This window comes from Enterococcus sp. FDAARGOS_553, from assembly GCF_003812305.1.
GTDB lineage: Bacteria > Bacillota > Bacilli > Lactobacillales > Enterococcaceae > Enterococcus_D > Enterococcus_D gallinarum.
This window is the reverse complement of the sequence record NZ_CP033740.1, coordinates 832925-855820: the sequence shown is the minus strand read 5'-3', so window position 1 is coordinate 855820 and position 22896 is coordinate 832925. Positions and strand designations below refer to the sequence as shown.

At 40.2% G+C, this 22896-nt stretch carries 24 protein-coding genes and 3 pseudogenes; 20 read left to right on the top strand and 7 right to left on the bottom strand.

The features are described from left to right. Nucleotides 1-41: 41 nt before the first annotated feature. On the bottom strand, nt 42-749 hold the full coding sequence (locus EGX73_RS04485; protein ID WP_003129297.1) for an ABC transporter ATP-binding protein: 708 nt from the start codon (nt 747-749) through the stop codon (nt 42-44). A 1-nt stretch (nt 750) separates the two neighbouring features. Beyond that, entirely contained in the window at nt 751-1842 is a 1092-nt protein-coding gene (locus tag EGX73_RS04480; protein ID WP_003129298.1) for an ABC transporter permease, read from the bottom strand. Between the two features lie 115 nt (nt 1843-1957). Here EGX73_RS04480 and EGX73_RS04475 point away from each other — a divergent pair, with 115 nt between their 5' ends. Continuing rightward, nucleotides 1958-2542, top strand: coding sequence for a TetR/AcrR family transcriptional regulator (locus EGX73_RS04475; protein WP_005469905.1), 585 nt, complete (start codon nt 1958-1960; stop codon nt 2540-2542). Between the two features lie 203 nt (nt 2543-2745). On the opposite strand, the gene EGX73_RS04470 is transcribed toward EGX73_RS04475, so the two are convergent. Further along, the gene (locus tag EGX73_RS04470; RefSeq protein WP_003129300.1) at nt 2746-3417 is read right to left on the bottom strand and encodes a cyclic nucleotide-binding domain-containing protein; all 672 of its coding nucleotides are present in this window, start codon (nt 3415-3417) and stop codon (nt 2746-2748) included. A gap of 193 nt (nt 3418-3610) precedes the next feature. Between EGX73_RS04470 and EGX73_RS04465 the strand changes: the two genes are divergently transcribed. The 5 genes from EGX73_RS04465 (at nt 3611) to EGX73_RS04445 (ending at nt 7839) form a co-directional block, all read left to right on the top strand. After that, the gene (locus tag EGX73_RS04465) at nt 3611-4534 is read left to right on the top strand and encodes a phosphate/phosphite/phosphonate ABC transporter substrate-binding protein (protein ID WP_003129302.1); all 924 of its coding nucleotides are present in this window, start codon (nt 3611-3613) and stop codon (nt 4532-4534) included. Nucleotides 4535-4707: 173 nt separating this feature from the next. Next, a complete protein-coding gene (phnC, locus tag EGX73_RS04460; RefSeq protein WP_003129303.1) occupies nt 4708-5499 on the top strand; it encodes a phosphonate ABC transporter ATP-binding protein in 792 nt (263 codons plus the stop codon). Beyond that, nucleotides 5471-6250, top strand: a complete 780-nt coding sequence (gene phnE / locus EGX73_RS04455; RefSeq protein WP_005469909.1) for a phosphonate ABC transporter, permease protein PhnE — start codon at nt 5471-5473, stop codon at nt 6248-6250. Before phnC ends, phnE (EGX73_RS04455) begins: the two co-directional genes overlap by 29 nt. After that, nucleotides 6247-7029: a phosphonate ABC transporter, permease protein PhnE gene (phnE, locus tag EGX73_RS04450; protein WP_003129305.1), complete on the top strand. Its 783-nt coding sequence runs from the start codon at nt 6247-6249 to the stop codon at nt 7027-7029. The genes phnE (EGX73_RS04455) and phnE (EGX73_RS04450) overlap by 4 nt, the downstream gene beginning before the upstream one ends. 3 nt (nt 7030-7032) lie before the next feature. Next, nucleotides 7033-7839, top strand: a complete 807-nt coding sequence (locus EGX73_RS04445) for a metallophosphoesterase (RefSeq protein WP_003129306.1) — start codon at nt 7033-7035, stop codon at nt 7837-7839. 221 nt (nt 7840-8060) lie between these two features. On the opposite strand, the gene EGX73_RS04440 is transcribed toward EGX73_RS04445, so the two are convergent. Both EGX73_RS04440 and EGX73_RS04435 read right to left on the bottom strand, forming a co-directional pair. Then, nucleotides 8061-8525 (bottom strand): ImmA/IrrE family metallo-endopeptidase, encoded by a 465-nt coding sequence (locus EGX73_RS04440; RefSeq protein WP_003129307.1) that lies wholly within the window; start codon nt 8523-8525, stop codon nt 8061-8063. A 5-nt stretch (nt 8526-8530) separates the two neighbouring features. Beyond that, nucleotides 8531-8863 (bottom strand): helix-turn-helix domain-containing protein, encoded by a 333-nt coding sequence (locus EGX73_RS04435; RefSeq protein WP_029486232.1) that lies wholly within the window; start codon nt 8861-8863, stop codon nt 8531-8533. A 171-nt stretch (nt 8864-9034) separates the two neighbouring features. Between EGX73_RS04435 and EGX73_RS04430 the strand changes: the two genes are divergently transcribed. The 4 genes and pseudogenes from EGX73_RS04430 to EGX73_RS04420 all read left to right on the top strand — a co-directional run. Further along, nucleotides 9035-9367 (top strand): hypothetical protein, encoded by a 333-nt coding sequence (locus EGX73_RS04430; protein WP_123866760.1) that lies wholly within the window; start codon nt 9035-9037, stop codon nt 9365-9367. A gap of 249 nt (nt 9368-9616) precedes the next feature. Continuing rightward, the gene (locus tag EGX73_RS15910; RefSeq protein WP_155804651.1) at nt 9617-9754 is read left to right on the top strand and encodes a hypothetical protein; all 138 of its coding nucleotides are present in this window, start codon (nt 9617-9619) and stop codon (nt 9752-9754) included. 575 nt (nt 9755-10329) lie between these two features. Further along, nucleotides 10330-10896 (top strand): hypothetical protein, encoded by a 567-nt coding sequence (locus tag EGX73_RS04425; RefSeq protein WP_050762678.1) that lies wholly within the window; start codon nt 10330-10332, stop codon nt 10894-10896. Nucleotides 10897-11134: 238 nt separating this feature from the next. Continuing rightward, nucleotides 11135-11902: pseudogene (locus EGX73_RS04420) on the top strand (IS256-like element ISLgar5 family transposase); the annotation flags it as partial. A 249-nt stretch (nt 11903-12151) separates the two neighbouring features. Here EGX73_RS04420 and EGX73_RS04415 read toward each other — a convergent pair. Further along, nucleotides 12152-13318 carry an IS256 family transposase gene (locus EGX73_RS04415; protein ID WP_021150677.1) on the bottom strand — a complete coding sequence of 389 codons (1167 nt, stop codon included), beginning with the start codon at nt 13316-13318 and terminating at the stop codon, nt 12152-12154. A gap of 435 nt (nt 13319-13753) precedes the next feature. On the opposite strand from EGX73_RS04415, the gene EGX73_RS04410 reads away from it, so the two are divergent. From EGX73_RS04410 to EGX73_RS04365, 10 genes and pseudogenes are all read left to right on the top strand, one after another. Next, nucleotides 13754-14101, top strand: a complete 348-nt coding sequence (locus EGX73_RS04410; RefSeq protein WP_123866759.1) for a helix-turn-helix transcriptional regulator — start codon at nt 13754-13756, stop codon at nt 14099-14101. After that, the gene (gene arsD, locus EGX73_RS04405) at nt 14079-14456 is read left to right on the top strand and encodes an arsenite efflux transporter metallochaperone ArsD (RefSeq protein WP_123866758.1); all 378 of its coding nucleotides are present in this window, start codon (nt 14079-14081) and stop codon (nt 14454-14456) included. Before EGX73_RS04410 ends, arsD begins: the two co-directional genes overlap by 23 nt. Nucleotides 14457-14492: 36 nt before the next feature. Further along, nucleotides 14493-14759, top strand: a pseudogene (locus EGX73_RS04400) (ArsA-related P-loop ATPase); the annotation flags it as partial. A 33-nt stretch (nt 14760-14792) separates the two neighbouring features. Beyond that, nucleotides 14793-15557, top strand: a complete 765-nt coding sequence (locus EGX73_RS04395; protein ID WP_003127877.1) for a MurR/RpiR family transcriptional regulator — start codon at nt 14793-14795, stop codon at nt 15555-15557. Between the two features lie 150 nt (nt 15558-15707). Next, on the top strand, nt 15708-16916 hold the full coding sequence (locus EGX73_RS04390; RefSeq protein WP_003127878.1) for a D-galactonate dehydratase: 1209 nt from the start codon (nt 15708-15710) through the stop codon (nt 16914-16916). 14 nt (nt 16917-16930) lie between these two features. Continuing rightward, complete coding sequence (locus tag EGX73_RS04385) at nt 16931-18793, top strand: PTS transporter subunit IIBCA (protein ID WP_003127879.1); 1863 nt, start codon at nt 16931-16933, stop codon at nt 18791-18793. Between the two features lie 23 nt (nt 18794-18816). Further along, nucleotides 18817-19470 carry a bifunctional 4-hydroxy-2-oxoglutarate aldolase/2-dehydro-3-deoxy-phosphogluconate aldolase gene (locus EGX73_RS04380; protein ID WP_021150673.1) on the top strand — a complete coding sequence of 218 codons (654 nt, stop codon included), beginning with the start codon at nt 18817-18819 and terminating at the stop codon, nt 19468-19470. Continuing rightward, nucleotides 19463-19594: pseudogene (locus EGX73_RS04375) on the top strand (sugar kinase); the annotation flags it as partial. The gene EGX73_RS04380 and the pseudogene EGX73_RS04375, both read left to right, overlap by 8 nt. A gap of 73 nt (nt 19595-19667) precedes the next feature. After that, nucleotides 19668-20351, top strand: coding sequence for an IS6-like element IS1216 family transposase (locus EGX73_RS04370; protein ID WP_172956409.1), 684 nt, complete (start codon nt 19668-19670; stop codon nt 20349-20351). Between the two features lie 71 nt (nt 20352-20422). Next, on the top strand, nt 20423-20800 hold the full coding sequence (locus EGX73_RS04365) for a DeoR/GlpR transcriptional regulator (RefSeq protein WP_231477886.1): 378 nt from the start codon (nt 20423-20425) through the stop codon (nt 20798-20800). Between the two features lie 170 nt (nt 20801-20970). Here the strand turns inward: EGX73_RS04365 and uvrC are convergent, their stop codons facing one another. After that, entirely contained in the window at nt 20971-22761 is a 1791-nt protein-coding gene (gene uvrC / locus EGX73_RS04360) for an excinuclease ABC subunit UvrC (RefSeq protein WP_123866755.1), read from the bottom strand. Between the last annotated feature and the right edge of the window lie 135 nt (nt 22762-22896).

The window sequence follows — 22896 nt, the reverse complement described above, 5'->3', positions numbered from 1 at the left end:
CATCGCAGTCGCGAGTCCCTATGTTTGGATAGCTTTTTTAGTTATTCTTCTGAAGTTTTTGATGAAGTGTGCGGGTTGATGGATTCTTCGACTAAAAGTCCATCTTGCATGCGATAGACCCGATCGCTCCATTGGGTCATTCTTGGATCATGGGTTACCATGATGATCGCCTTTTGTTTTTCATGCGCTTCTTTAGCCAATAATTTGACAACATCAAAAGCATGTTCCGAATCTAAGCTGGCCGTCGGTTCGTCTGCCAAAATCAGTGAAGGATCATTGAACAATGCGCGTGCGATTGCTACTCGTTGACGTTCGCCTCCTGAGAGTTCTTTAGGGAATTTATTTCTGAGCTCCCAAATATCGAGGGAACGTAAAAGAGACGCTGCTTCTTTTTGGTTGTCTTTGTTCAGCTTGTTTACAAACTCAAACTGTTCACTGACTTTCAAAAAAGGAACGAGGTTTGAACTTTGCAGAATAAAGCCGATTTCTTTGAAACGGGCAGCAGATCGTTTTTTGTCAGGTAAATCAGTAAAGTCTTGCTGACCAATGATGATTTTACCTTCTGAGGGGCGTTGTAGTCCGCCGGCAATCGTTAAGAACGTACTTTTGCCAGATCCAGAAGGTCCAATGATGCTGACGAATTCACCGGCTGTCACTGAAAAATCGATTCCTTTTAGAGCAGTAACTGCGGTATGGCCAGAACCAAATGTTTTTGTAATGTGTTCCATAGATAAGACTGTTTGTGCCATCTTATTCGCCTCCAATCGCTGTAATCGGGTCGACTTTTGTGACTGTTCGAATGGAGAATAAACCACCGATGATCGAGACAAAAATCAGAACCATGCCATAAAGACACCACTGCAGTAAATTGACTGTAAACGGCATCGCAGCTGGCAATACTAGACTAGTCAAATAGCTGAGAACAAAAGCAATCAAAACGCCAGCAATACTTACGATCAATGACTGTCCCACGATGGAACGAACGAGATAGCCGGTAGAAACTCCCTGTGCTTTCAATACACCAAAGAGGGCTGTTTTTTGCAATGTCATCACATAGAGGAAAATCCCGACAATTGCTGCTACCACTACAAATAGAAAGTAAACCATTGCATTCAACGTCAATTTTTCGGCAGAATAACCAGGCAAGTTCTCAACAAAATCATCAAAAGTCAATGCCGTTAGTTTTGTTTGATCCTTTGATTGGATGAGTTTGACGTCAGATTTCGGCTCTTTAGTAGCGATCAATGAAATAGGGCCGTTGCTTTGATCAAACTCTTGATTACCATATTTAAGCTGAGCATAGGCATCTAGGTTGAGATAAAGCACGGGGACCACGCTGTAAGTCGTTGCTTTCGTGACGCCCACGATCGTAAAGACTTGATCATCGCCGCCTAATTGAATGTGATCCCCTAAGGCAAACCCCTCTGGCAGAAGGTTTTCTGAAACGATCACTTCATTTGTAGAGCGATAGTTTCGGCCGTCGATCACTTTTGGGACAACGAATTGATCGGCCTCAGCACCAAAGACGGAGATATTGGTCTTTTCGGTTTTTCCTTTATGGGAGATTGCAGAAGAAGCCAGACCAACTGCGGCTTTTTCTTTTGCTTCCACGCGGGATAAATCCCCGCGAGTCAGAATGGAAGCACTAGCGACCTTATTACTATCTTCGGATAGTACGATCGTCTGAGCGCCCCAGTCGGCGACTGCTTTCTTGTGACCATCTGACAGACCATTGGCCAATCCAGAAAGCATAAATACGACATATGCAACTAATACCATGATGCCAATGATCAAGCTATACCGTAATTTGGCATAGCGGATTTCTTTCCAAGCTAAATACATAATGATTTCCCCTTTCGAAATCCATCATACCTCAACGGTGACATTTTGTCACCGAATTAATTTCGGCCATCTATGCTATAATAAAGCAACGAATTCAAAGAAAGGACTGCGGCTTATGCCTAAGGCGACTTTTAATAATCTTCCTCCTGAGAAAAAAATAGTTGTGCGAAACGTTTTGCTGAAGATTTTTTCTGACAAACCGATTAGCCAGGTGAAAGTCAGTGAGATCGTTGAAGCACTGCAGATGTCTCGGGGAATTTTTTATAAGTATTTTGAAGATTTGAATGATGCTTATGATTACTTGATCCATGACTCAGCAAACAAAGTTCATGGTCGTATCCTAAGAAAAATTGGGAAACATCAGCAGGATTTTTTCAAAGGATTGGAGCTTTTTTTAGTTGAAGCGTTAGAATATGGCAAAGATAGTGAGGAATACAAAGAATTGCAGCTATTGATCCAGAATAGTTATTTGTTTTCATATCGCAGTGAGGATCCTCATGGCGCGGCAGCTTGGAAAAAAGTATTAACAGCAAATAAATTTCGGATCGAAAGTCAAAAAGAGGCCGATAGTTTTCTCTATTTCTCGATGAAACTGGTCATTGACAGCTTAACAGATGCTTACGCCAATCAATGGACAAGCAATGAACTGTTGACGGATTTTGCATTTAAAGTCAAATGGTTAAAGCAAGGCATTCAATAAAACAGCCCTTCAGAATGATGGCTTTCTGAAGGGCTGTTTTATTGAAATGACTAACATGCTATCTGTCAAGGCAACTTTAGAGGAGATAGCTTAGGTCAGTATCTGTAGTTAGAAAGAAGACATTGAATCACAGCTTAAAGAAATAGACTTTGGCAATCGCGGTTCCACTCAGAAGGTTCTCCATACGTAGATCCTTAGAATCTTTAGGAATGACTGAGATTTTCAGCAAGAACTTCTAAAGCAGAGCGGTCACGGATCACATACTTGCTTTTTTGCTTTTCTAAAATGCGGTTCTCACGGAAATTTGTGATCGTTCGTAAGAGATGACGATAGCTAACATTCAAGACAGCAGCACAAGTCGTCAACTGATGCGTAAACACCCCTTTTTCTTCATGAAGCAAAATGAATTTTGCTAAACGAGTTTCTACTGGCTCAGTGAGGGAATTGGCTAAGTTGATCCCTGAATTGAGCCGTGAGCTGAGGAGTTGGCAAATGTTCTGCAAAAACCGAACATCCTGTTGTAAAACAGAACGATAGCGATTCAAAGAAATGCACACGCAGATACAAGGTGTCACGGCCTTTACACTGCTTTTTGGCAATAATTCCCATAAAGAGGACGCTTCGCCTAAAAGAGTGGCGGGTTTGGCATAATCGATAAAGATATTTTGGGTATCAGAAGGGTAAGAGTAGACCATCACGGTTCCTTCCACAAGGAAGTAGAGATAATCGGATACGGTCCCTGTCTGGATCAAGTGCTCATCTTTGTCGAAAGAGTGTAATACCGCCATGTCAGATAACGCCGCATCTAAATAATTTTGCAAAGAAAAGGTGTCGATATAAGCAGATAACTGTTGCGCATCATGGATCTTTTTCATGGAGAAGGACCACTCCTTGGAGGTTTTTCTTTATTATAGCCTAGAATCAACAACGCCTCAACACGAACGATAATTAATATTATATGTAAAATGTATGTAAAAATAAGGTAAAATAGGACATGTGTCACTTCTTAATCTGAAGTTATTTGGTATGATTTACACGTAGTAGAAAACATTCACAGGAGGAATAAAAATGCGTTTCAAACAGGTTGCTAAAGGGATCATGGGAGTTATGTTGGCTGTTGCTTTAACTGGCTGTGCCAGTGGCAATTCAAAACAAGAGGATGCAGCAAAAGAAAAATTAGTGGTGCAGTTCGTACCGACCAACAACGATGGGACGATGGAAGCAAAAGCAAAACCTTTCGCTGAATATTTATCAAAGAAGCTAGATCGTCAGGTGGATGTGACCTTGGCTACGGATTACTCAACGATCGTTGAAGCAATGGCTTCTGGTCAAGTAGATATCGGGATCATGCCGCCAGCTGCCTATGTCCAAGCAAAAGATATGGACGCTGCTGAAGCCATTTTGACTTCGCAATTAGGGGATTATGATCAAGAAACGGGGTTGCCGTTAGAAGGTCAATTGACAAACACTTTCAAAGGGGAGATCTTAGTTCGTGCAGACAGCGGATTGAATGAATTGACTGATTTGAAAGGCAAGAAGATCGCTACTTTAAGTCCTAACTCAGCTAGTGGGTACATCTATCCAGTTGCTGAAATGAAAGATGCCGGAGTAGATCCTACCACCGAAGCGACTTTGACAACAGTCAATGATATTCCAAGTGAGATCACAGCAGTCTTGAATGGTCAAATGGATGCTGCGTTTGTTTTCGAAGGTGCGCGAAATGTCTTTGCTTCTAGCTTTGCAGACAATGATTTGTTTAAAGAGCTCAAAGTACTTTATCTGACCGAAGGGGATATTCCTAACGATGCTATTGCGGTCCAACCAAAAATGGACGATGCCTTGAAAAAAGAAATCAAAGATGTTTTCTTGAACATGAAAGATGACGAAGAAGGCGCAGAAGCGATGTCATTGTGGGGACATCAAGGATATGAAGAAGCAGCTGATTCTGCTTATGATACGATCCGTGAATATACCGAAAAAGCAGCCGAGTAAAACAATGGGCTGCGACAAGGAATAACAGAAAAATGATTGGACGAAGGGTGCAGATCTTTTTGCGAGGGCGGCTGATATAGTGAAAACGAGAGCGATCCCACCAAAGTATCCCTTCGTCTCTCATTCTTTTGGTATGATCCGTGTCACAATGCTTATAAAGATGGGGAAGAAGTATGATAATTTTCGAAAATGTGTCCAAAGTATACCCAAACGGGGTCAAAGGACTACAAAACATTAATTTGACGATCGAAGAGGGAGAATTTGTCTCAATCATCGGTCTGAGTGGGGCAGGGAAAAGCACCTTATTGCGCTCGATCAATCGTTTAGTGCCGATCACTGAAGGGGATATCCGCATTAATGAGACCTCGATCACTAAGGCAAGCAAGAAAGAATTACGATTGATCCGTCGTCAAATCGGATTGATCTCTCAAAGTTTCAATTTAGTCAAACGCAGTACCGTTCAAAAGAACGTCCTATCTGGACGTTTAGGGTATTATTCAACTTGGAAAAGTATTTTAGGATTATTTACAAAAGAAGACTATCAACGAACAAAAGAAGCACTAGCCACGGTTGGTCTGTTGGATAAGCTGCAGACCCGCAGCGATCAGTTGAGTGGCGGTCAGCAGCAAAGGGTCTCAATAGCAAGAGCGCTTGTTCAGCAAGCACCGATTATTCTAGCAGATGAGCCAGTAGCTTCATTAGACCCGATCACGACAGAGAAAGTCATGCAGGACTTGAAAAAAATCAATCAAGAAATGAAAAAAACAGTGATCGTCAACCTCCACTCTGTTCCGCTAGCACGGTCTTACTCCACACGAGTCATTGCTTTGAAAGCGGGAACGGTTGTTTTTGATGGTGTGCCGGAAGCATTGACAGATGAACGGCTGGAACAGATTTATGGCAAGGCGATTTTTGAAGAAAAGGCAGGAGAAACCCATGAAATTGAAAGAGACCGTTCACTTTAAGTGGTACAAGAACCTGCTGATCTTGCTCTTCTTAATTCTTTGCTTTCAAAGCAGTGCATGGATCACAGGGGCTGACTTTGCGCAAGTCTGGTCAAATTCCAACCAAGTAACGGCATTCTTTGCACGTTTCTTGCATCCGGATTTTAGCTATTTACCGAAATTAGTCTCGCCAATGCTTAAAACATTGGAAATGTCTTTAGTTGGAACGGTCATCGGTGTCTGTCTAGCGATCCCGGTCAGTTTCTTGGCTACGACAGTCATTACTGAAAATCGCTGGCTTTCGACGATCTTTCGCTTTTTATTGGGCTTGATTCGGACGATTCCTAACCTATTATTGGCTGCATTGTTTGTTGCTATCTTTGGGATTGGAGAAGCAACAGGGGTCCTGACGATTGCTGTCTTTACATTTGGGATGGTCTCTCAGTTGATGTTCCAAGCAATTGAAACAATCGATTTTGGTCCGATCGAAGCTGCGGCGGCGGTCGGGGCCAGCAAATTGCAGATTGCAGTCTGGTCAGTAGCTCCTCAAGTCATCAGTCAGTTTGCCAGCTATACCTTTTATGCATTTGAGGTCAATGTTCGTGCTTCGACAGTCCTAGGTTATGTAGGGGCTGGGGGGATCGGCGTCATTTTGAATTCGTCTTTGGCATTGCTGAAATATGAACGAGTGTCCATCATTATTTTGACGATTTTAGTCACTGTGGCCATCGTTGACCAATTAAGTGAACGAGTAAGGAGGTCCTTTCTATGATGATTCGTGAAGTGAGTAAAAAAACGTGGCTCCTATGGGGACTATTCGTAGTCCTGTTCCTGTTGTCTGCAATGGACTTAGACTATTCGGGATTAAGCACTTTTTCACTGGCAATGGGCAGAGATGTGTTGAAAGGACTGAGTCAGCCAGACTGGTCATTTTTCTATGACGGCAGCGGGGAAGATTTATTTAGTCTGCTGTTATTAACGATCGGCATCGCTTGCTTGGGAACCATGATCGCCACGGTTTTAGCCATTCCCATCACATTGCTGAGTGCGGCCAATCTCTGGTCAGCAACTCCTTGGGTCGCTAAAATCGGTAAATTTATTTGCAACGTCTTGCGGGCGTTTCCAGAACTGGTCTATGCGATCATTTTTGTTAAAGTCGTTGGTCCAGGACCTTTTGCCGGTGTGATGGCAATCGGTGTCCATCAAATCGGAATGTTAGGCAAGTTGTTTACGGAAGAGATGGAAGCGATGGATGAACGGCTGACCGAAGAGATGCAGGCGGTGGGTGCAAATTTCTGGCAAACAATGTTTTTTGTACGTGTCCCTTATTTGATGCCGATCTATAGTTCCTTTGCGTTGAATCATTTTGAGATCGCTGTGCGTAGTGCGGCAACACTAGGCTTAGTTGGTGCAGGCGGAATCGGTGCACCATTGATTTTTGCGATCCAAACACGTACGTGGAGTAAAGTTAGTATTATTTTGATCGGTGTAGTGATCACCGTCTTTGCTTTAGACCAAATAACAGGAATCATAAGAAAGAAATTGAGATAAAAGATGAATTTATTGCATATATCAGATATACATTTTCGCAGACAATACCCAGACTGCCAAGAGGGTTATCAAGGCATGTTGGCGGCCATGCAGAATCCATTGATTCCATTAACAGAATGTCTTCGCCATGCCCAGCAACGAGCAACGATTGACCTAGTCGTTATCAGTGGGGATTTGACGGAGGATGGAGACGTGGAAGACTATCGTTACTTGAAAGAACAACTGCATAGGCTGCTAGGCGATGTCGAAATAATCGTTACTTTAGGCAATCATGACATCAAAAGCAATTTCCACATAGGCTGGTGCGGTACAGCGGCCTCCGAGTCGCCATATAATCAAGTAAAATGTTATTCAGATATGGCGATTGTTGCCTTTGATAATTCCCGCTATGGAGCTTCTGATGGCGTTGTCGATGAACAACAATTCCACTGGCTGCAACAGACGTTAGCGGAATTAAAAAATCTGCCGATCGTCTTAGTGACCCATCATCATTTACTGGCACATCAAAGTACGACACCGGTGTGGCCCGGTACGGATCGTTTGTTGGACTTGCTGTCCTCCTATAACATTCGCTGTATCCTCAATGGTCACACGCATCATTCCTTTACCGGTGAGATCCAAGGGATTCCTTACTATACTGTCGCCAGTATGTCTTTTGTGGGAGAAGATGAAGGTCAAGGCATCGTGCGCTTCGAAGAACGATATGGCTATAATTTGTATCGTTTTGAATCCGGTAAATTGATTCATCAAACTTCTGAGAATTATTTGCCAAATCGACTGCTGAAAGTTGTAGATATGACCCAAGAATAGAAAACGGCCTTGTGCATCAATCGAAATAATCAGAAATCAACGGTACATCCGCGCGCCACTGATGAGTAGCGAATGTACCGTAAAGCTTTTAATGAGCGCTCTGTTTATGAACGTGACGGCACAGTGCCGTTTTTTGTTATTTAAGAAATAGTAAAGCTGTAGAATCGTATCAAGAAGTGTCTTCACTGATCCAAATATTGCCCAACGCTCACAGCTAGTAACTAAAAGGTTTTGATCACCTCAATGGTTCCATCTAATTGAAACAGCAACGTATACTGATTGTCTGTCTTGATTCCGTCAAAGCGTCGGGCATAGTAACAGACCGCATCTTTGAGCGTTCGCGTCGTTACCCCTAAAAAAGAGGCGCATTCTAGTAACGTTTTGCAGCCCTCTTCAAAGCAGGCGATGATATCGTAAGGTGTGACAACGATTGCTGCACCAATGTCACGTGCCTTACGTTCCTGTTTACGCTTTTCATTGGTATCTTGTGCAGTGATGTCTCCTGCACTTGTTAAATAGTGTCCGATTTCTTCACCCATGGTCCCTAACAAGTCTGCTTTCGATTGTTTTGGATTCAGATAAATATGATCATCGATATATAAGCCTTGTTGACCTTCTGGCATATTTTTATCAAAAATAAAATGCAGATCTGGGTATGCAGCCATTAGTTCTTCAACTTTATCCATATACATCAATCCTTTTGGGCATGCCGCTGTTTTATAAAGTCGATATAATTCAGAATGTCTTCCATTTGTTCATCGGTTACATTTTCATCAATATGGGCAGCTACTGTTTGCACCCGCTTAGAAGGTTGGGTGAAGTTGTCTATGGCATGTCGTCCTAACAAATAGTCTGTGGAGACATGGAATAATTCAGCTAATTTCACGATCGTTTCACCATCAGGCTCGTTTCGATCGTTTTCAAAATGCGAATAGGCGGCCCGGGTGATTCCTAGATGGTCAGCAATCTGTTGCTGCGTTTGATTCATTCCTATCCGCAGTGCTTTTAATCGTTCACCAAGCATGGTGATCCCCCCTTTTCGATCAGTATACCACAATTAGATACGAAGTGTATCTAATTTGATTGAATAAAGATATGCAATGTATCTTTTTAGTTGACGATATGAATCGTATCGAATATACTCCAATTAGTTGATACATTTTGTATCAAAAAGAGAATGAGAGAGGGGTTATCTATGGATACAACAGTTGCCGCAGTCGTTTTACCTTCCTTGATTACCGGTGTTCTAACCTACTTTGCTACTCGGGTGTCGAGCAAAGCAAACTTAGAGCAGACCAATATAGAAAATGCCAAGATCTTATATGAAAAGTATGAAAAGCTCAATCTCGAACTAGAAACAAAAGTGGATGAGCTGGAAGCTAGCGTAAGTGCCGCTCGGAGAGCCCACCAACAAGAGATAATTATCTATCAGGCAGAACTAGCAAAAGCCCGTAGTGAGCAGGAGCGTTTAGCCGCAGAGAACCGCCAACTGAAAGAGACAGCTGTTCAGAATCAGCAAAAGGGATGAATGATATAGATGAGAGAGGCTTGGACTCGTTCCTAGGAAAGACAGGGGATAAAGTGAAGGAGAGGAAAGCATTTTACTAAGAATATGCAGAACTAGCCCACTTCACTAATAAAGAGAAGTAAACTAGTAACTGGTTAAAGATATTCTGAAACAGTAGTAAAGTAAATGATTATGAGGAAAAGCTATCCATAAACGAGGAGCACGTTGCAGTCTTTACTATGGGATGGATGAGTTCAGGGGTGTTTTTTCTTGATTGACCAAATTATTGCATTGATTATGGCGTCAATCTTTATAGGACTGGTACTAGAACTTATTTCTAAGAATCCAATCATCAAAAGTAAGCTGCTTCTAGGACAGTCGCTAGCCGTTGCTTCCAGCACAAAATAAGGGCCGACCTATTCGCAGTAGGTCGGCCCTTTGTGTTGTAACTTGTACCAATTATCGTATTTCGCAAATAAATTATAACGTTAAGGCAATAAAATGAAAGCCACACGCTTTTGAACAGATGTCTTTAGATTTGTAAGATGATTCTAATGAAGGAACTTATAGAGAAAAGAAATACTTTTTTCGATTATTTAAGCTCGATGTAAATACGCTTGTATCCTTTAAAAGAAAGAATAATCGGAATTACAAGATTACAAGGAAGGCTGCTCGAGAGCAACCAGTACGCCAAAAAAGTGGTCTGTTTATGGATAAATTATTTTCGGTAAATCGTATAAAGAAGTTGAAGCAATAATTGGATTCAGTGATAGCACGCTTTCAGAATAAGGAAAAATCGAAAAGGGTAATCTTTCTTCAGTTTTTGATGAATACTAATTATTATTCTCTTACTAACTATTTTCTATTATTGTGTTGGATGAAGTGGACAAACACCGAAAGAACAATTTTATACATTGTTTAGTCGTGTATAATTGTGTGTTGTAATATTGTAAAAGTAATTAATTAAAACGAGGTAGATGAAAATGCTGAATAAGATTAAAGCGATTTGTGTGTGTGCTGCGATAATTTTAGGTGTTGGAACTATTGGGAATACTGTAGCAATTGCATCAGAAGTTAACACCAATACAAATGAAAATGAGTATGTAGATGAAGAAGGAACGTATGGTGTACTACTAGAATATCTTTCAGATGAGGTTATAGCAGAAATCACCAGTATAACTTTCCAAGACCTAATGAATTTAGCAATTGAGAAAGGTTATGATCCAGAAGATATTTGGACCAAGGAAGAAATTGAAATGAATACCAGATCAGTCATGCTACGTAGAGGCGTAAATAAAATGATTGTAATGAGCAATGACTTGAAGTACCTATATTTAGATAGTTCGTATTCAAAAGCAGCGTTAGCTCTAGGAGTTGGGGCTCTATCAAGTTTATTTTCCCCAATTGCAGGTGTTTTCGCATCGACTGCGGCAGCGTTCTTGATAGATAAAGCAGGAAGTGTGGATCTCAACAAAGGAGTAATTATAAGATTTTCGAGGAATAAAGCCCATCTCTTAGTTCCAACTGCTATATGGACACAGGATAGCTAGTAGGATCGAAGGTGAATGAAGTGACGGTAGATAGAAAAAGAAAGATAGCTTATGTAATAACATTCATAGCACTACTATTTTTGTTATTAGGATTTAGGTATTTTCCAAATCACGATACGATGATTATTGTTACAGTCCTATTTTTGATAGTACTTAATGATAAAATAGCATCGCTAATATTAAAAATGTGGAAAAAAAATGACAAAAAAATGTAAGACTCTGCTGCAAAATTTCAAATACAGAAGAGGTAACGGCGTTTAAAGGGCGGGAGCTTCATGACCGTTATGCTGCTATTTATATGGACGCAACGTATATTCCGTTAAAGCGGAAAACCGTCGCCAAGGAAGCTATTCATATCGCAGTTGGCATTCGCCCGGACGGATCAAAGGAAGTATTGAGCTATGCGATTGCACCGACTGAATCCATCACGATTTGGGAGGAAATTTTATTGGACCTTCAAGAGCGCGGTTTGAAAAATGTCCTCCTGTTCATCACGGATGGCTTAAAGGGGATGGTAGGAGCGATTAGTCGGTTCTATCCCAAAGCTCGTTTTCAACATTGTTGTGTACACGTTTCCCGTAATATCAGTCACAAAGTGCGTGTCGATGATCGTAAGGAAGTCTGTGATGATTTTAAAATGGTGTATCAAGCCTCATCTAAAGAGGTGGCGTTGGAAGCACGTGGTGCTTTTGCGGAAAAATGGAAAACCAGCTATCCAAAAGTGGTTGAATCGATTCTTTCGAACGATCACTTGCTCACTTTCTATGATTTCCCCTTGGCCATACGCAAGAGTATTTATTCTACGAACTTGATTGAATCCTTTAATAAGCAAATCAAGAAATACAGCCACCGCAAGGAACAGTTCCAAAACGAAGAGTCGATGGAACGTTTCTTAGTCTCGTCTTTTGATACTTACAACCAAAAATTCCTAGGTCGCAGTCATAAAGGCTTTCAACAGGCCGAAGGCGAACTTGAACAAATGCTAAGCCAACTGATTGAGAATTAGAAACAATCTGCAGTAGGGAAGAATCATTTACACAAAATTATTGACGCTCCCTCTTATAAATTAGACAAGAGAAAATAAATATTCCATATCTACTTTATTGGATCCATAACATGACTAAATTCTGAATACTTTTTAAAGCTTATCATTTGGTAAAACTGAATATAAGTTAATTATATAGACTGAAAATTTAGTCAAGTCCATAAAATTGTGTAAAATACAGTACACTGTTTTAAAGCTTTAACCTATAGGTTAAAATTGAATATATTTTCTGGTAGAGCTTAGCCAGTCTTCGTGACGGTCAATAAGAACTGCACCGATTAAACGATTGGCAGAGGCGTGATTCGGAAAGATTCGGATAACTTTTTCTCTGCGTCTGACTTCTTCATTTAACCGTTCAAGAAGATTCGTGCTTTTTAATCTCGATTGACCTTTACCGACAACGGCGTATTGAAAGGCATCTTCGAATCCTTCATCTAGTTTTTCACAGGCTTTATGGTATTTTGATTGTTCGCTATAGGCACTTACTATAGTATTTTTAGCCTTGCGAGCCGTTTCAATATCCGTAAATTTGAAGAGTGCTTTGACTTCTTCTCTGAAAGGTTTTGAATCTTTCTTAGGGATACAATTGAGAATATTACGCATAAAGTGAACCTGGCATCGTTGCCATGAAGCGTTTGTAAATGACTTCTTGATGGCTTTGACTAAGCCTTTGTGGGCATCGGAAATGACCATTTCCACTTCACTTAACCCTCTGGTTTTGAGGTAGTCGAAGAAGAGAGACCAAGTTTCGTCACTTTCTTCATCTTGAATCATAAAGCCAATAATCTCACGCTCTCCATCTTCTGATATGCCAATCGCTATATGGCAGCTTTTAGATACGACACGATGATTCTCTCTGATTTTGATGTAGATAACATCTGTCATAACATAAGGGAAAGACCTGTCTGATAGAGAACGATTTTGCCATTCAGAGACCATAGGATCTAACTGGGCAGTTAAACTGGAGACAAAGGATTTAGAGACTGATTTACTGCATAGTTCTTCAACGATTTGAGAGACTTTACGTGTAGAGACACCAGAAATATACATCTCTAACATAGAGGCTAACAAAGCCTTCTCATTGCGTTGATACCGCTCAAATACAGTCGGTGCAAATTCACCGTCGCGTGTTCGGGGAACTTTCAACTCAAGAGAGCCAATACGAGTCGTTAATTCTCTTTCATAATAGCCGTTGCGTTGGCTTCTTCGATCGTCTGATCGTTCATAGTTTGTGGCTTGAATATAATCTGTTCGCTGCTCGTCCATCAACTGATTAAATACAGTTTGTAAAATTTGTTTAGCCGCATTATCTTTGACCGACTGGTCAATTAAACTTTGAATATCTTCTGTTTCCAGTGTAAAATGTACTTGGGTCATATGATTGCCTCCTGGGTATGTTTTTAGTGGTTAAAAACATTGTACCGTAAAGAGGCGTTCATATGGCCTTTTTGCTTTTACATAATTATATGGACTTTATCGAAAATTTTGAATTTTCAGAATGGAATAACTTAAAAGTACTGACAAAATTTTTTAAAGGGGCAATATTAATGTTCTGAGATAATCAAATCTTACCGAAAATATCAAAAGCCTAATGTGACACAATCTGATTGTGTTACATTTGATGAATTAAATCTATTAGATCGATATACCAATATGAAGCATTAACATTGATAAAGAAAATTATCGATGTTAATGCTTTTTTGGTTCTATTGATTATTCATCAAGCATAAAAAATACAGAAACGATTGACGATTTATAGATATTTATCTATATTAATGCATAGATAAGCGTCTATGTTCAGGAGGATTAAGTATGAACTATGATGAAATGTCAGTAATGCTTAAAGCACTTGCTGATCCAAAACGGTTAAAAATCATTGATATATTGTCTTGTGGCAGCTTATGCGCATGCGATATTTTAGATCATTTTGATTTTACTCAACCGACCCTTTCACACCATATTAAAGTATTAGAAAAAGTTGGTATTGTGCTTGTTACCAAAGATGGAACATGGCACAGATATCAATTGACAGATAGCTTTGTAGATCAATTTATGGGTTCAATGATGCAATTATTTTCTAATGAAGAGAATTGCATTTGTGATACATCAAACTGTAATTGTAAAGAAGAAAAAGAAGATGAAAAAATGGGAACTATTTGAACCAGCAATGTGTTGCTCAACAGGAGTGTGTGGACCTTCTGTAGACGAAGAATTACTCATGGTGACTTCAGTTTTTGAGACATTTGAGGGAATAGATTCAGTAGAAGCTTCACGTCATAATCTTACAAGTGATCCAGATGCTTTTGTTAATAACTCCACGATTTTAAAGTTGTTACAACAAAAAGGAAATGATATTTTACCAGTTACATTGCTAGACGGAGAAATTGTCAAAGAAGGATCTTATCCTACGTTAGAAGAATTTGGAAAATATGGTGCGATTCACTTTGTTGCTCAGCCGGTTAATAACTCTGGTGGATGCTGTGGAGGAAATGATGGAAGCGAAGGCTGTTGTTAACAGCCTCTTTTCTAGTTTAAGTAAGGAGGAGAATAAATGTTACAATATATGCCCCAAAAGATGGGCTTAACTAAATATCTATTTTTCACTGGTAAAGGTGGCGTAGGGAAAACAACTACCGCTTGTGCGACAGCCACTTCTTTAGCACAAGATGGAAATAAAGTAATGCTGGTTAGTACAGATCCGGCCTCAAACCTACAAGACGTCTTTCAGACAACGTTGACTAATAAACCTACTCCAATAAATGGAATCAATAACTTAATGGTAGCTAATTTTGATCCGATCTCGGCTGCTGAAGATTACAATGAAGAAAATACCTTAACGAGGTGAAAAATAGTGTCTATTAAAACAGAAGAGCTAGTTAGTAAATATTTTTTTGACCTTAATGAGAATGATCTAGCAATCTGGAAATACATTTCTAACAATAAAAAAGAAGCCTCAGAATCAACATTAGTTAATTTGGCAAAAAAATGCAATTATTCCAAATCTAGTATTCATCGTTTTGCTCAAAAAATATCATATAAGGGTTTCTCTGAATTGAAGTATGCACTTAAAGCAGAATTAGAAGCAGAAGATTTGGAAGGAAACTTAATTGATCAGTATGTTTCGATTATCGCTAACTCTATGAATGAAATGAAGTACCGGGATTTCTCAACGATTTTTCAACTTATTCAAAGTAGTAAAAAAGTCTTTATTTATGGTACAGGAACTCTACAAAGGGCTGTCGCACAAGAGATGCGTCGGGTCTTTCTAGCAGGTGATGAACATTTTTACGTAGTTGAGGGGGTTGATGAGATTGGTTCCCTAACGGATACGTTAACGACAGAAGACTTGGTTTTTATTATTTCATTGAGAGGACGATCAGACAACGCTCATTCCTTTGCTAAAGACTTGAAGGTGAAGGGTGTGCCATTTGTTGTGATTACGAGCTTCTCAGAGAATCAAATCGCCCACTTCAGTAATGAAAATATTTTTGTTAATTTGGAGCAAGTTCCTATTGGTAATTGGAAAAAATACAGCGTGTTAGATCCCTATTTTATTTTAGTAAGTATTCTATTCTTACGCTATATGGAATATAAACAGAAAAAACTCTCTAATTAGGGAGTTTTTTTCTTTGACTATCTGGGAAAAATTTCAATTTTTGGGAAAAGAATCTAATGCTGAATCATTTATTTAAGTTCACAGACGCTATAGGCAGAAAAAAAGGATTCGCTTATACTTGAGTCAAATTTAAGAAAGAGGTTTTAACAAATGATGAAAGCGCTAGTAATTGAAGATATTAAAGTAATTACCACGGCTCCAGAAGGCATCAACTTAGTAGCAGTTAAAGTGACAACGAATGACCCAAGTATTTATGGAGTGGGTTGTGCAACATTTACACAGAGATATGAAGTAGTTGTAACAGCGATTGATAAATACTTAAAACCATTTTTGATTGGTAAAGATCCGCAACGGATAGAAGATATTTGGCGCACAGCTTCGGTGAGTAGCTATTGGCGAAACGGTCCGGTATTGAACAACGCTTTGTCAGGAATCGACATGGCACTTTGGGATATTAAAGGGAAACTGGCGAATATGCCGCTTTATCAATTGTTTGGTGGAAAGGTTCGTGATGCTGTTCCAGCCTATATTCATGCCGATGCACAAAGTGTCAGTGATGCTGTTGAGTTAGTGCAAACGCGAGTCGATCAAGGCTGGAAACAGATTCGCGTACAGATTGGCGGGTATGGCGGAAATAATCAGGCGATGCATTTACCTAAGGATAATACTCCCGGTGTTTACTACGATCCAGATGTTTATATGAAGACAATGATTGAAGGGTTTGAAAAATTGAGAGAAAAATTTGGAGACTCGATCAAGCTTTGTCATGATGTGCATGAACGCTTATCTCCCAGTGAAGCGGTAAAATTTGCTAATCAGCTGGAGAAATTTGACTTGTTGTTCTTAGAGGATGCATTGCCGCCAGAACAAGTCCAATGGTTTGAGCATTTACGAAGCCATACCAATATTCCGCTAGCAATGGGAGAACTGTTTAATAATCCCCATGAATGGACGGGGCTTATCCAAAACCGGACAATCGACTATTTGCGATTGCATCTGAGTCAGGTGGGCGGAATTACACCAACAAGAAAAATTATTTCCTTGGCAGATGCTTATGGTGTGCGAACTGCGTGGCATGGCCCAGGTGATATGACAGGGATCGGGCATGCGGTGAATACGCATTTAAGTATTACTTCCACGAACTTCGGTATCCAAGAATGGAGTTGCAGCATTAAAGAGAATACGTACAAAGTATTTCCGGGAACACCGGTTGCAAAGGATGGGTACATTTATCTGAATGATCAACCAGGTATTGGTGTCGATATTGATGAGGAAGCTGCGGCGGCTTTTCCAACACATGATCGGATGGCTGACTGGACATTGTGCCGTTTGCCAGATGGATCTGCAGGAAGACCTTAAGGAGGAGTTAAAAAATGAATCAAAATAAAGATGTTATGGTAGCAAATGCAATCATTGAAGCGATTGGTGGAAAAGAAAACATTCGAGCTGTAGGACACTGTTCCTCACGCTTGCGTTTGACCTTGAACGACAAAAAAGTAGTTAACGAAGCTGAGATTGAAAATATTGATGGGGTAAAGGGGCAATTTTTTGCTGGAGAGCAATACCAGATTATTCTTGGAACGGGATTTGTTGATCGTGTGTATGCTATTGTGGTTGGAAATACGAGTACTGAGTTAAATACAGATATTAAAGGCGATCTATATGAGGGGATGTCTTTACCTAAAAAAGTATCGCGAATTTTAGGGGATATTTTCATTCCAGTTATTCCAGTTTTGGTTGCTACCGGATTATTTAGCGGTTTTATCAATTGTATCAATGCTTTTGGTGTAGAAATGAACCCAAATGTTTTGACAATCGCAACTATTTTGATGAAAACAGCTTTCACATTTTTGCCTGTACTGATTGCATGGGCGGGAATGAAGCAATTTGGTGGAAGTCCAGTGTTAGGGATTGTTCTGGGTTTGATGTTGGTCAACCCGTTGTTACCAAATCCTAGCGATGTCGCTAAAGGGGTAGCAGACGCGATTACATTTACGTTTTTCGGATTAGATTTGAATGTTGTAGGTTATCAAGGTTCGGTATTACCGGCCCTAATGGTGGCGATTATAGCCGCAAAAACGGAAAAAGCACTAAAAAAGAAAGTTCCTGATGTCCTTGATTTGATTGTCACACCATTTACAACGATTTTAGTTGCTGGATTATTAGGTTTGATTATCATTGGTCCAATTTGCCAATACATTGAATTGCTTGTTTTGGGCGCTGCAAAAGCAGTAATTGGTTTACCCTTCGGATTAGGCGGTTTGATTATTGGAGGAACGCAACAAGCCATTGTTGTCACTGGAATGCATCATATATTTTTGGCTTTGGAAACAGATTTGTTAGCGAATACGGGATTTAACCCATTTAATGCAATGATTACTGGTGGAATTATTGCACAAGCAACTGCGGCCTTAGTAACTGGATGGAAAGTTCAGGATAAAAAGAAACGTGGCTTTTTGATGTCGGCTTCATTGCCAGCTTTCTTGGGGATCACAGAGCCAGCGATCTTCGGAGTGAATCTAAAATTTGGCAAACCGTTCCTTTTTGCCTTAACAGGTGGGGCAACTGCGGGTTTAGTTGCAGGATTGTTACATGCTAAAAGTACTGGTATGGGTGTGGCAGCTATACCCGGAATTGTTACTTATTTGTATAGCGCAACTGGTATCAAAGATTATTTCATTATTCATTTAACGGGAATGATTGTATCTGGCGGATTGGTCTATTTCTTTTTCGACCCTAATGAAGCAATGGAACAAGAAGAACAGAAGAAAGGGATTGTCAAAGAAGCTGGACATGAAAAGATCTATAACCCAGTTCAAGGATATGTTGTAAAAATCACAGATGTTAATGATCCCGTTTTTTCAAAGAAAATGATGGGTGAAGGATTTGCGATCAAGCCAGAAAATGGACAGGTGTATGCACCGTTTAATGGAACGATTATGTCAATTTTTCCTACAAAACACGCCATAATCATCAAAGGTGAGCATGGAGAAGAAGCATTGATTCATATGGGGATTGATACCGTGGAATTGCAAGGTAATGGCTATAATATTCTAGTAGAAGAAAACGAAAGAGTCACAAAGAATACGTTGTTAGCAGAAATTGATCTATCTCTTTTGAAGGAAAACAATAAGGATACTTCGATTATGGTTGTTTTTCCTGAAATGAAAGATCCTCATTTAACTATTCAGTATGGGATGCAGATGAATGGAAATGAGATAGGAAGTATCGTTTGAAAGACGGAGAAGGGTGCTAAAGAATGAAACGTGTAGAATTATTAACTAAAATTGAAGAATCAGGTGTCATTGCGGTAGTTCGCGGAGCTTCTAAAGAACAAGGAAAACGATCCTGTGAAGCATTGATTCAAGGTGGAATAAAGGGAATCGAAGTTACTTTTACATTGCCTAATGCTGCAGAGGTTATTAGGGAATTAGTTTCGGAGAACTTGGATTCTAGCGTAGTAATTGGTGCGGGAACAGTTTTAGATGTCACTACTGCCCGTTTAGCCATAATGGCAGGAGCTGAATTTATAGTTAGTCCGACCTTCGATCAAGCAACAGCAGAAGTTTGTAACCTGTATCAAATACCTTATTTACCAGGGTGTCTAACCGTAACGGAGATAAAAGAGTCTCTAAAAGCAGGCGTAGATATCGTAAAATTATTTCCCGGATCGGCATATGGCCCAGCAATCATATCTGCCTTCAAAGCCCCCTTGCCACAGATAAATATTATGCCAACCGGAGGGGTGTCGTTGGAAAACATGAAAGACTGGTTCAGGGCAGGTGTGGTAACAGTCGGCGTCGGGGGCAATCTTTTGAAGCCCGCTGAAACTGGAGACTATAAAGGTGTCACGCGTATCGCTAAAGAATACATGACAGAATTTAAAAAGATTAAGGATGATCTTTATGACTAAAATATTGACACTGGGTGAGATCATGCTTCGCCTTTCCACCTGTAACAATGAACGTCTAAGTGACAATAATTGTCTCTTAGCCCATTTTGGCGGAGCAGAGGCCAATGTTGCAATCTCTTTAGCGGTTCTGTTGCAAAGTTTTAAATCTACTATCAGATAAGGTAGAATAATAGAAAAAGATAGCAGGAGGAATGACGATGAGTCATTTTAAAGGAAAGCAATTTCAGCAGGATGTGATTATTGTAGCCGTGGGCTACTATCTTCGTTATAACCTTAGCTATCGTGAAGTTCAAGAAATCTTATATGATCGTGGCATTAACGTTTCTCATACAACGATTTATCGTTGGGTGCAAGAATATGGCAAACTACTTTATCAAATTTGGAAAAAGAAAAATAAAAAATCCTTCTATTCATGGAAAATGGATGAAACGTACATCAAAATTAAAGGAAAATGGCATTATTTGTATCGAGCCATCGATGCAGATGGTTTAACCTTGGATATTTGGTTACGTAAAAAACGGGACACACAAGCAGCCTATGCTTTTCTTAAGCGGTTAGTGAAGCAGTTTGATGAACCGAAGGTTGTAGTCACAGATAAAGCCCCCTCTATTACAAGTGCCTTTAAGAAACTAAAAGAATACGGCGGCTTTTATCAAGGGACAGAACATCGTACCATTAAATACCTGAATAATTTGATTGAACAAGACCATCGTCCAGTAAAGAGACGCAATAAATTCTATCGAAGTTTACGCACTGCCTCTACCACGATTAAAGGCATGGAAGCCATTCTAGGATTATATAAGAAAACCCGAAAAGAAGGCACTCTCTTCGGGTTTTCGGTCTGTACTGAAATCAAGGTATTATTGGGAATCCCAGCTTAAATCATAGATACCGTAAGGGATTTTATTCTTTATTTAAAACTTTGCAACAGAACCATTTGGAGATTGCCTTATTGATAAGTGAGAAAACCAATTATCAAGTGCAAGTCATTGGCGGTACCATTCGAAATGGCTATCCCTATGTTTCAGGCAGTTCTGTGGCATTGGGATTAGCGGGTTTTTCCGTGGATAAAGTGATTCTAGGCACCACTTCTTTTGACAAGAATTATGGGCATTCAACTCCTAATTATGAAACGGCTGAAATGAAGAAAAGCTTGATCAATATTAGTCGGATCAAAATTGTTCTATGTGAATCCAGCAAGATCAATCAGCGGAGCTTCAAGCAATTTGCTGCACCAGATGAATGTGATTATTTGATTACAGATTCTCATATCACACAAGAGCAGAAAGCTGAACTGGATGGCTTGCGTGTCAACTTGTTGATTGCTTAGGAAAACATATCTAGATATCTGGGTAACGAATTTTGTGAAAGAGCCATCTAAGAGACAGGCCTGAAAGGGAACGAAACATTCCGCTATTCCCTTGAGAGCACGTTTATGTCTTAGTGGCCTTTCCAAACAATTCGATGATTCATTCCAGCAAAAACCACGTCCGAGTGTTTCTAGGACGTGGTTTTCTTTTGATCGGATAATTTTTCTAAAATTGTTTCGGCAACGGCTTGCGGAATGCCCGCTTGCTGGATCTCTGCCACGGAAGCTGCTTGAATGTTTTTCAGCGATTTGAAGGTTTTCATTAGCTGTTGCTTACGTTTTGGTCCTAAACCAGGAATTTCATCCAATCTTGAAGAGAAACTGTTCTTGCTGCGCAATTGTCTGTGGAAAGTAATGGCAAACCGATGAACTTCATCTTGGATTCTTTGCAGCAAAAAGAATTCGACTGAATTTCGTTCGAGCTGAATCGGCTGCAGATCATCGCCAAACAGTAACTCACTGGTTTTATGTTTATTGTTTTTGACAAGACCAGCTACTGGAATATCTAATCCTAACTGGTTATGCAAGACATCTTGTGCGGCGCCTACTTGACCTTTCCCACCATCGATGACGATCAAGTCAGGAAATGGCAATTTCTCTTTCAAAACTCGCGAGTAGCGCCGGTAGATCACTTCCTGCATCGAACCATAATCATCACCGCCTTGTGCGGTTTTGATTTTGTATTTTCGGTAATCATCTTTTGAAGGCTTGCCGTCCACAAAGACGACCATTGCAGAAACTGGATCGGTTCCCATAATGTGAGAGTTGTCAAACGCCTCGATGCGATAAGGGACCGAAATGCCCATGGCTTCACCTAATTTTTCCACCGCACCGATGGTCCGTTCTTCTGTCCGCTCGATGAGAGCAAACTTCTGATCCAATGCGATTTGCGCGTTTTTATTGGCTAAGTCGACCAATTTTTTCTTGTCACCTCGTTGTGGCTGCAAGACTTTCGTTTTTAGCAGCACTTCTAGAGGTTCCCGTTCAATCGTTTGGGGGACAAAAATTTCTTTTGGGATGAAGTGCTCGTTCTTTTGGTAGAATTGACCGATGAATGTCAAAAAGTCTTCTTCCGCTTCGTTGTAAAAAGGAAACAAGGAGACTTCCCGCTCAATCAATTTTCCTTGGCGGATAAAGAACACTTGGACACACATCCAGCCTTTGTCCACACTGTAACCGAAGACGTCGCGATCAAGCAGATCGGTCAAAGTCATCTTTTGACGCGTCATAACGGTATCGATGGCTTGGATTTGATCGCGCAGTTCCGCAGCACGTTCAAATTCAAGGGATTCAATCGCTTCGCCCATTTTTTCCTTTAGTTCTTTTTGGATCTCAACATGGCCACCGTGGAAAAAGTGTTTGACTTGATCAACGATTTTTCGGTATTCCTTGGGATCCATGTGATGAACGTAAGGACAGACGCACTGTCCCAAATGATAGTAGAGACAAGGGCGTTTTTGCGATGCACCACATTTGCGTAATGGAAACAAGCGGTCCAAGATCCGTTTTGTTTCATTCGCTGCTCGGGCATCCGGATAAGGGCCAAAGTAAAGCGCACCATCTTTCAACACTTTGCGGGTGATGATCAATTTAGGATAGCGTTCATTCGTAACTTTGATAAATGGATAGGACTTGTCGTCCTTCAACATAATATTGTATTTTGGTTTGTTTTTTTGAATGAGATTGATTTCTAACAAAAGCGCTTCAGTATTGGATTCAGTGACGACATATTCAAAGTCGGCGATCTCCTGAACTAAGCGTTCCGTTTTCGTGTCATGACTTCCTGTAAAATAGGAACGTACACGATTTTTTAAAATCTTCGCCTTACCTACATAGATGATCGTACCATTTTTGTCTTTCATCAAGTAACAACCAGGTTGATCGGGTAAGAGAGCTAATTTGTTTTTGATCTGTTCCTTCATTTCAGGGTCCTTTCTAGGTGGTCGTTCACATCTGTTTTACTTTATAGGGGAACGTCAGAGCCCCTATTATTCTATCACAAAATAATTAAGAAACAATGAATGAGTTTTTTTACCAAAAAAATCAGTTCAATCGTA

Bases quoted from the DNA above. Each gene is read 5' to 3' on its own strand.
- phnC (WP_003129303.1), top strand. From the start codon at position 4,708: ATGATAATTTTCGAAAATGTGTCCAAAGTATACCCAAACGGGGTCAAA.
- EGX73_RS04410 (WP_123866759.1), top strand. From the start codon at position 13,754: ATGAACTATGATGAAATGTCAGTAATGCTTAAAGCACTTGCTGATCCA.
- EGX73_RS04380 (WP_021150673.1), top strand. From the start codon at position 18,817: ATGAAACGTGTAGAATTATTAACTAAAATTGAAGAATCAGGTGTCATT.
- EGX73_RS04440 (WP_003129307.1), bottom strand. From the start codon at position 8,525: ATGGATAAAGTTGAAGAACTAATGGCTGCATACCCAGATCTGCATTTT.
- EGX73_RS04475 (WP_005469905.1), top strand. From the start codon at position 1,958: ATGCCTAAGGCGACTTTTAATAATCTTCCTCCTGAGAAAAAAATAGTT.
- EGX73_RS04470 (WP_003129300.1), bottom strand. From the start codon at position 3,417: ATGAAAAAGATCCATGATGCGCAACAGTTATCTGCTTATATCGACACC.
- EGX73_RS04385 (WP_003127879.1), top strand. From the start codon at position 16,931: ATGAATCAAAATAAAGATGTTATGGTAGCAAATGCAATCATTGAAGCG.
- EGX73_RS04485 (WP_003129297.1), bottom strand. From the start codon at position 749: ATGGCACAAACAGTCTTATCTATGGAACACATTACAAAAACATTTGGT.
- arsD (WP_123866758.1), top strand. From the start codon at position 14,079: ATGAAAAAATGGGAACTATTTGAACCAGCAATGTGTTGCTCAACAGGA.
- uvrC (WP_123866755.1), bottom strand. From the start codon at position 22,761: ATGAAGGAACAGATCAAAAACAAATTAGCTCTCTTACCCGATCAACCT.
- EGX73_RS04415 (WP_021150677.1), bottom strand. From the start codon at position 13,318: ATGACCCAAGTACATTTTACACTGGAAACAGAAGATATTCAAAGTTTA.
- EGX73_RS04370 (WP_172956409.1), top strand. From the start codon at position 19,668: ATGAGTCATTTTAAAGGAAAGCAATTTCAGCAGGATGTGATTATTGTA.
- phnE (WP_005469909.1), top strand. From the start codon at position 5,471: ATGAAATTGAAAGAGACCGTTCACTTTAAGTGGTACAAGAACCTGCTG.
- phnE (WP_003129305.1), top strand. From the start codon at position 6,247: ATGATGATTCGTGAAGTGAGTAAAAAAACGTGGCTCCTATGGGGACTA.
- EGX73_RS04425 (WP_050762678.1), top strand. From the start codon at position 10,330: ATGCTGAATAAGATTAAAGCGATTTGTGTGTGTGCTGCGATAATTTTA.
- EGX73_RS04435 (WP_029486232.1), bottom strand. From the start codon at position 8,863: ATGCTTGGTGAACGATTAAAAGCACTGCGGATAGGAATGAATCAAACG.
- EGX73_RS04480 (WP_003129298.1), bottom strand. From the start codon at position 1,842: ATGTATTTAGCTTGGAAAGAAATCCGCTATGCCAAATTACGGTATAGC.
- EGX73_RS04465 (WP_003129302.1), top strand. From the start codon at position 3,611: ATGCGTTTCAAACAGGTTGCTAAAGGGATCATGGGAGTTATGTTGGCT.
- EGX73_RS04445 (WP_003129306.1), top strand. From the start codon at position 7,033: ATGAATTTATTGCATATATCAGATATACATTTTCGCAGACAATACCCA.
- EGX73_RS04390 (WP_003127878.1), top strand. From the start codon at position 15,708: ATGATGAAAGCGCTAGTAATTGAAGATATTAAAGTAATTACCACGGCT.
- EGX73_RS04430 (WP_123866760.1), top strand. From the start codon at position 9,035: ATGGATACAACAGTTGCCGCAGTCGTTTTACCTTCCTTGATTACCGGT.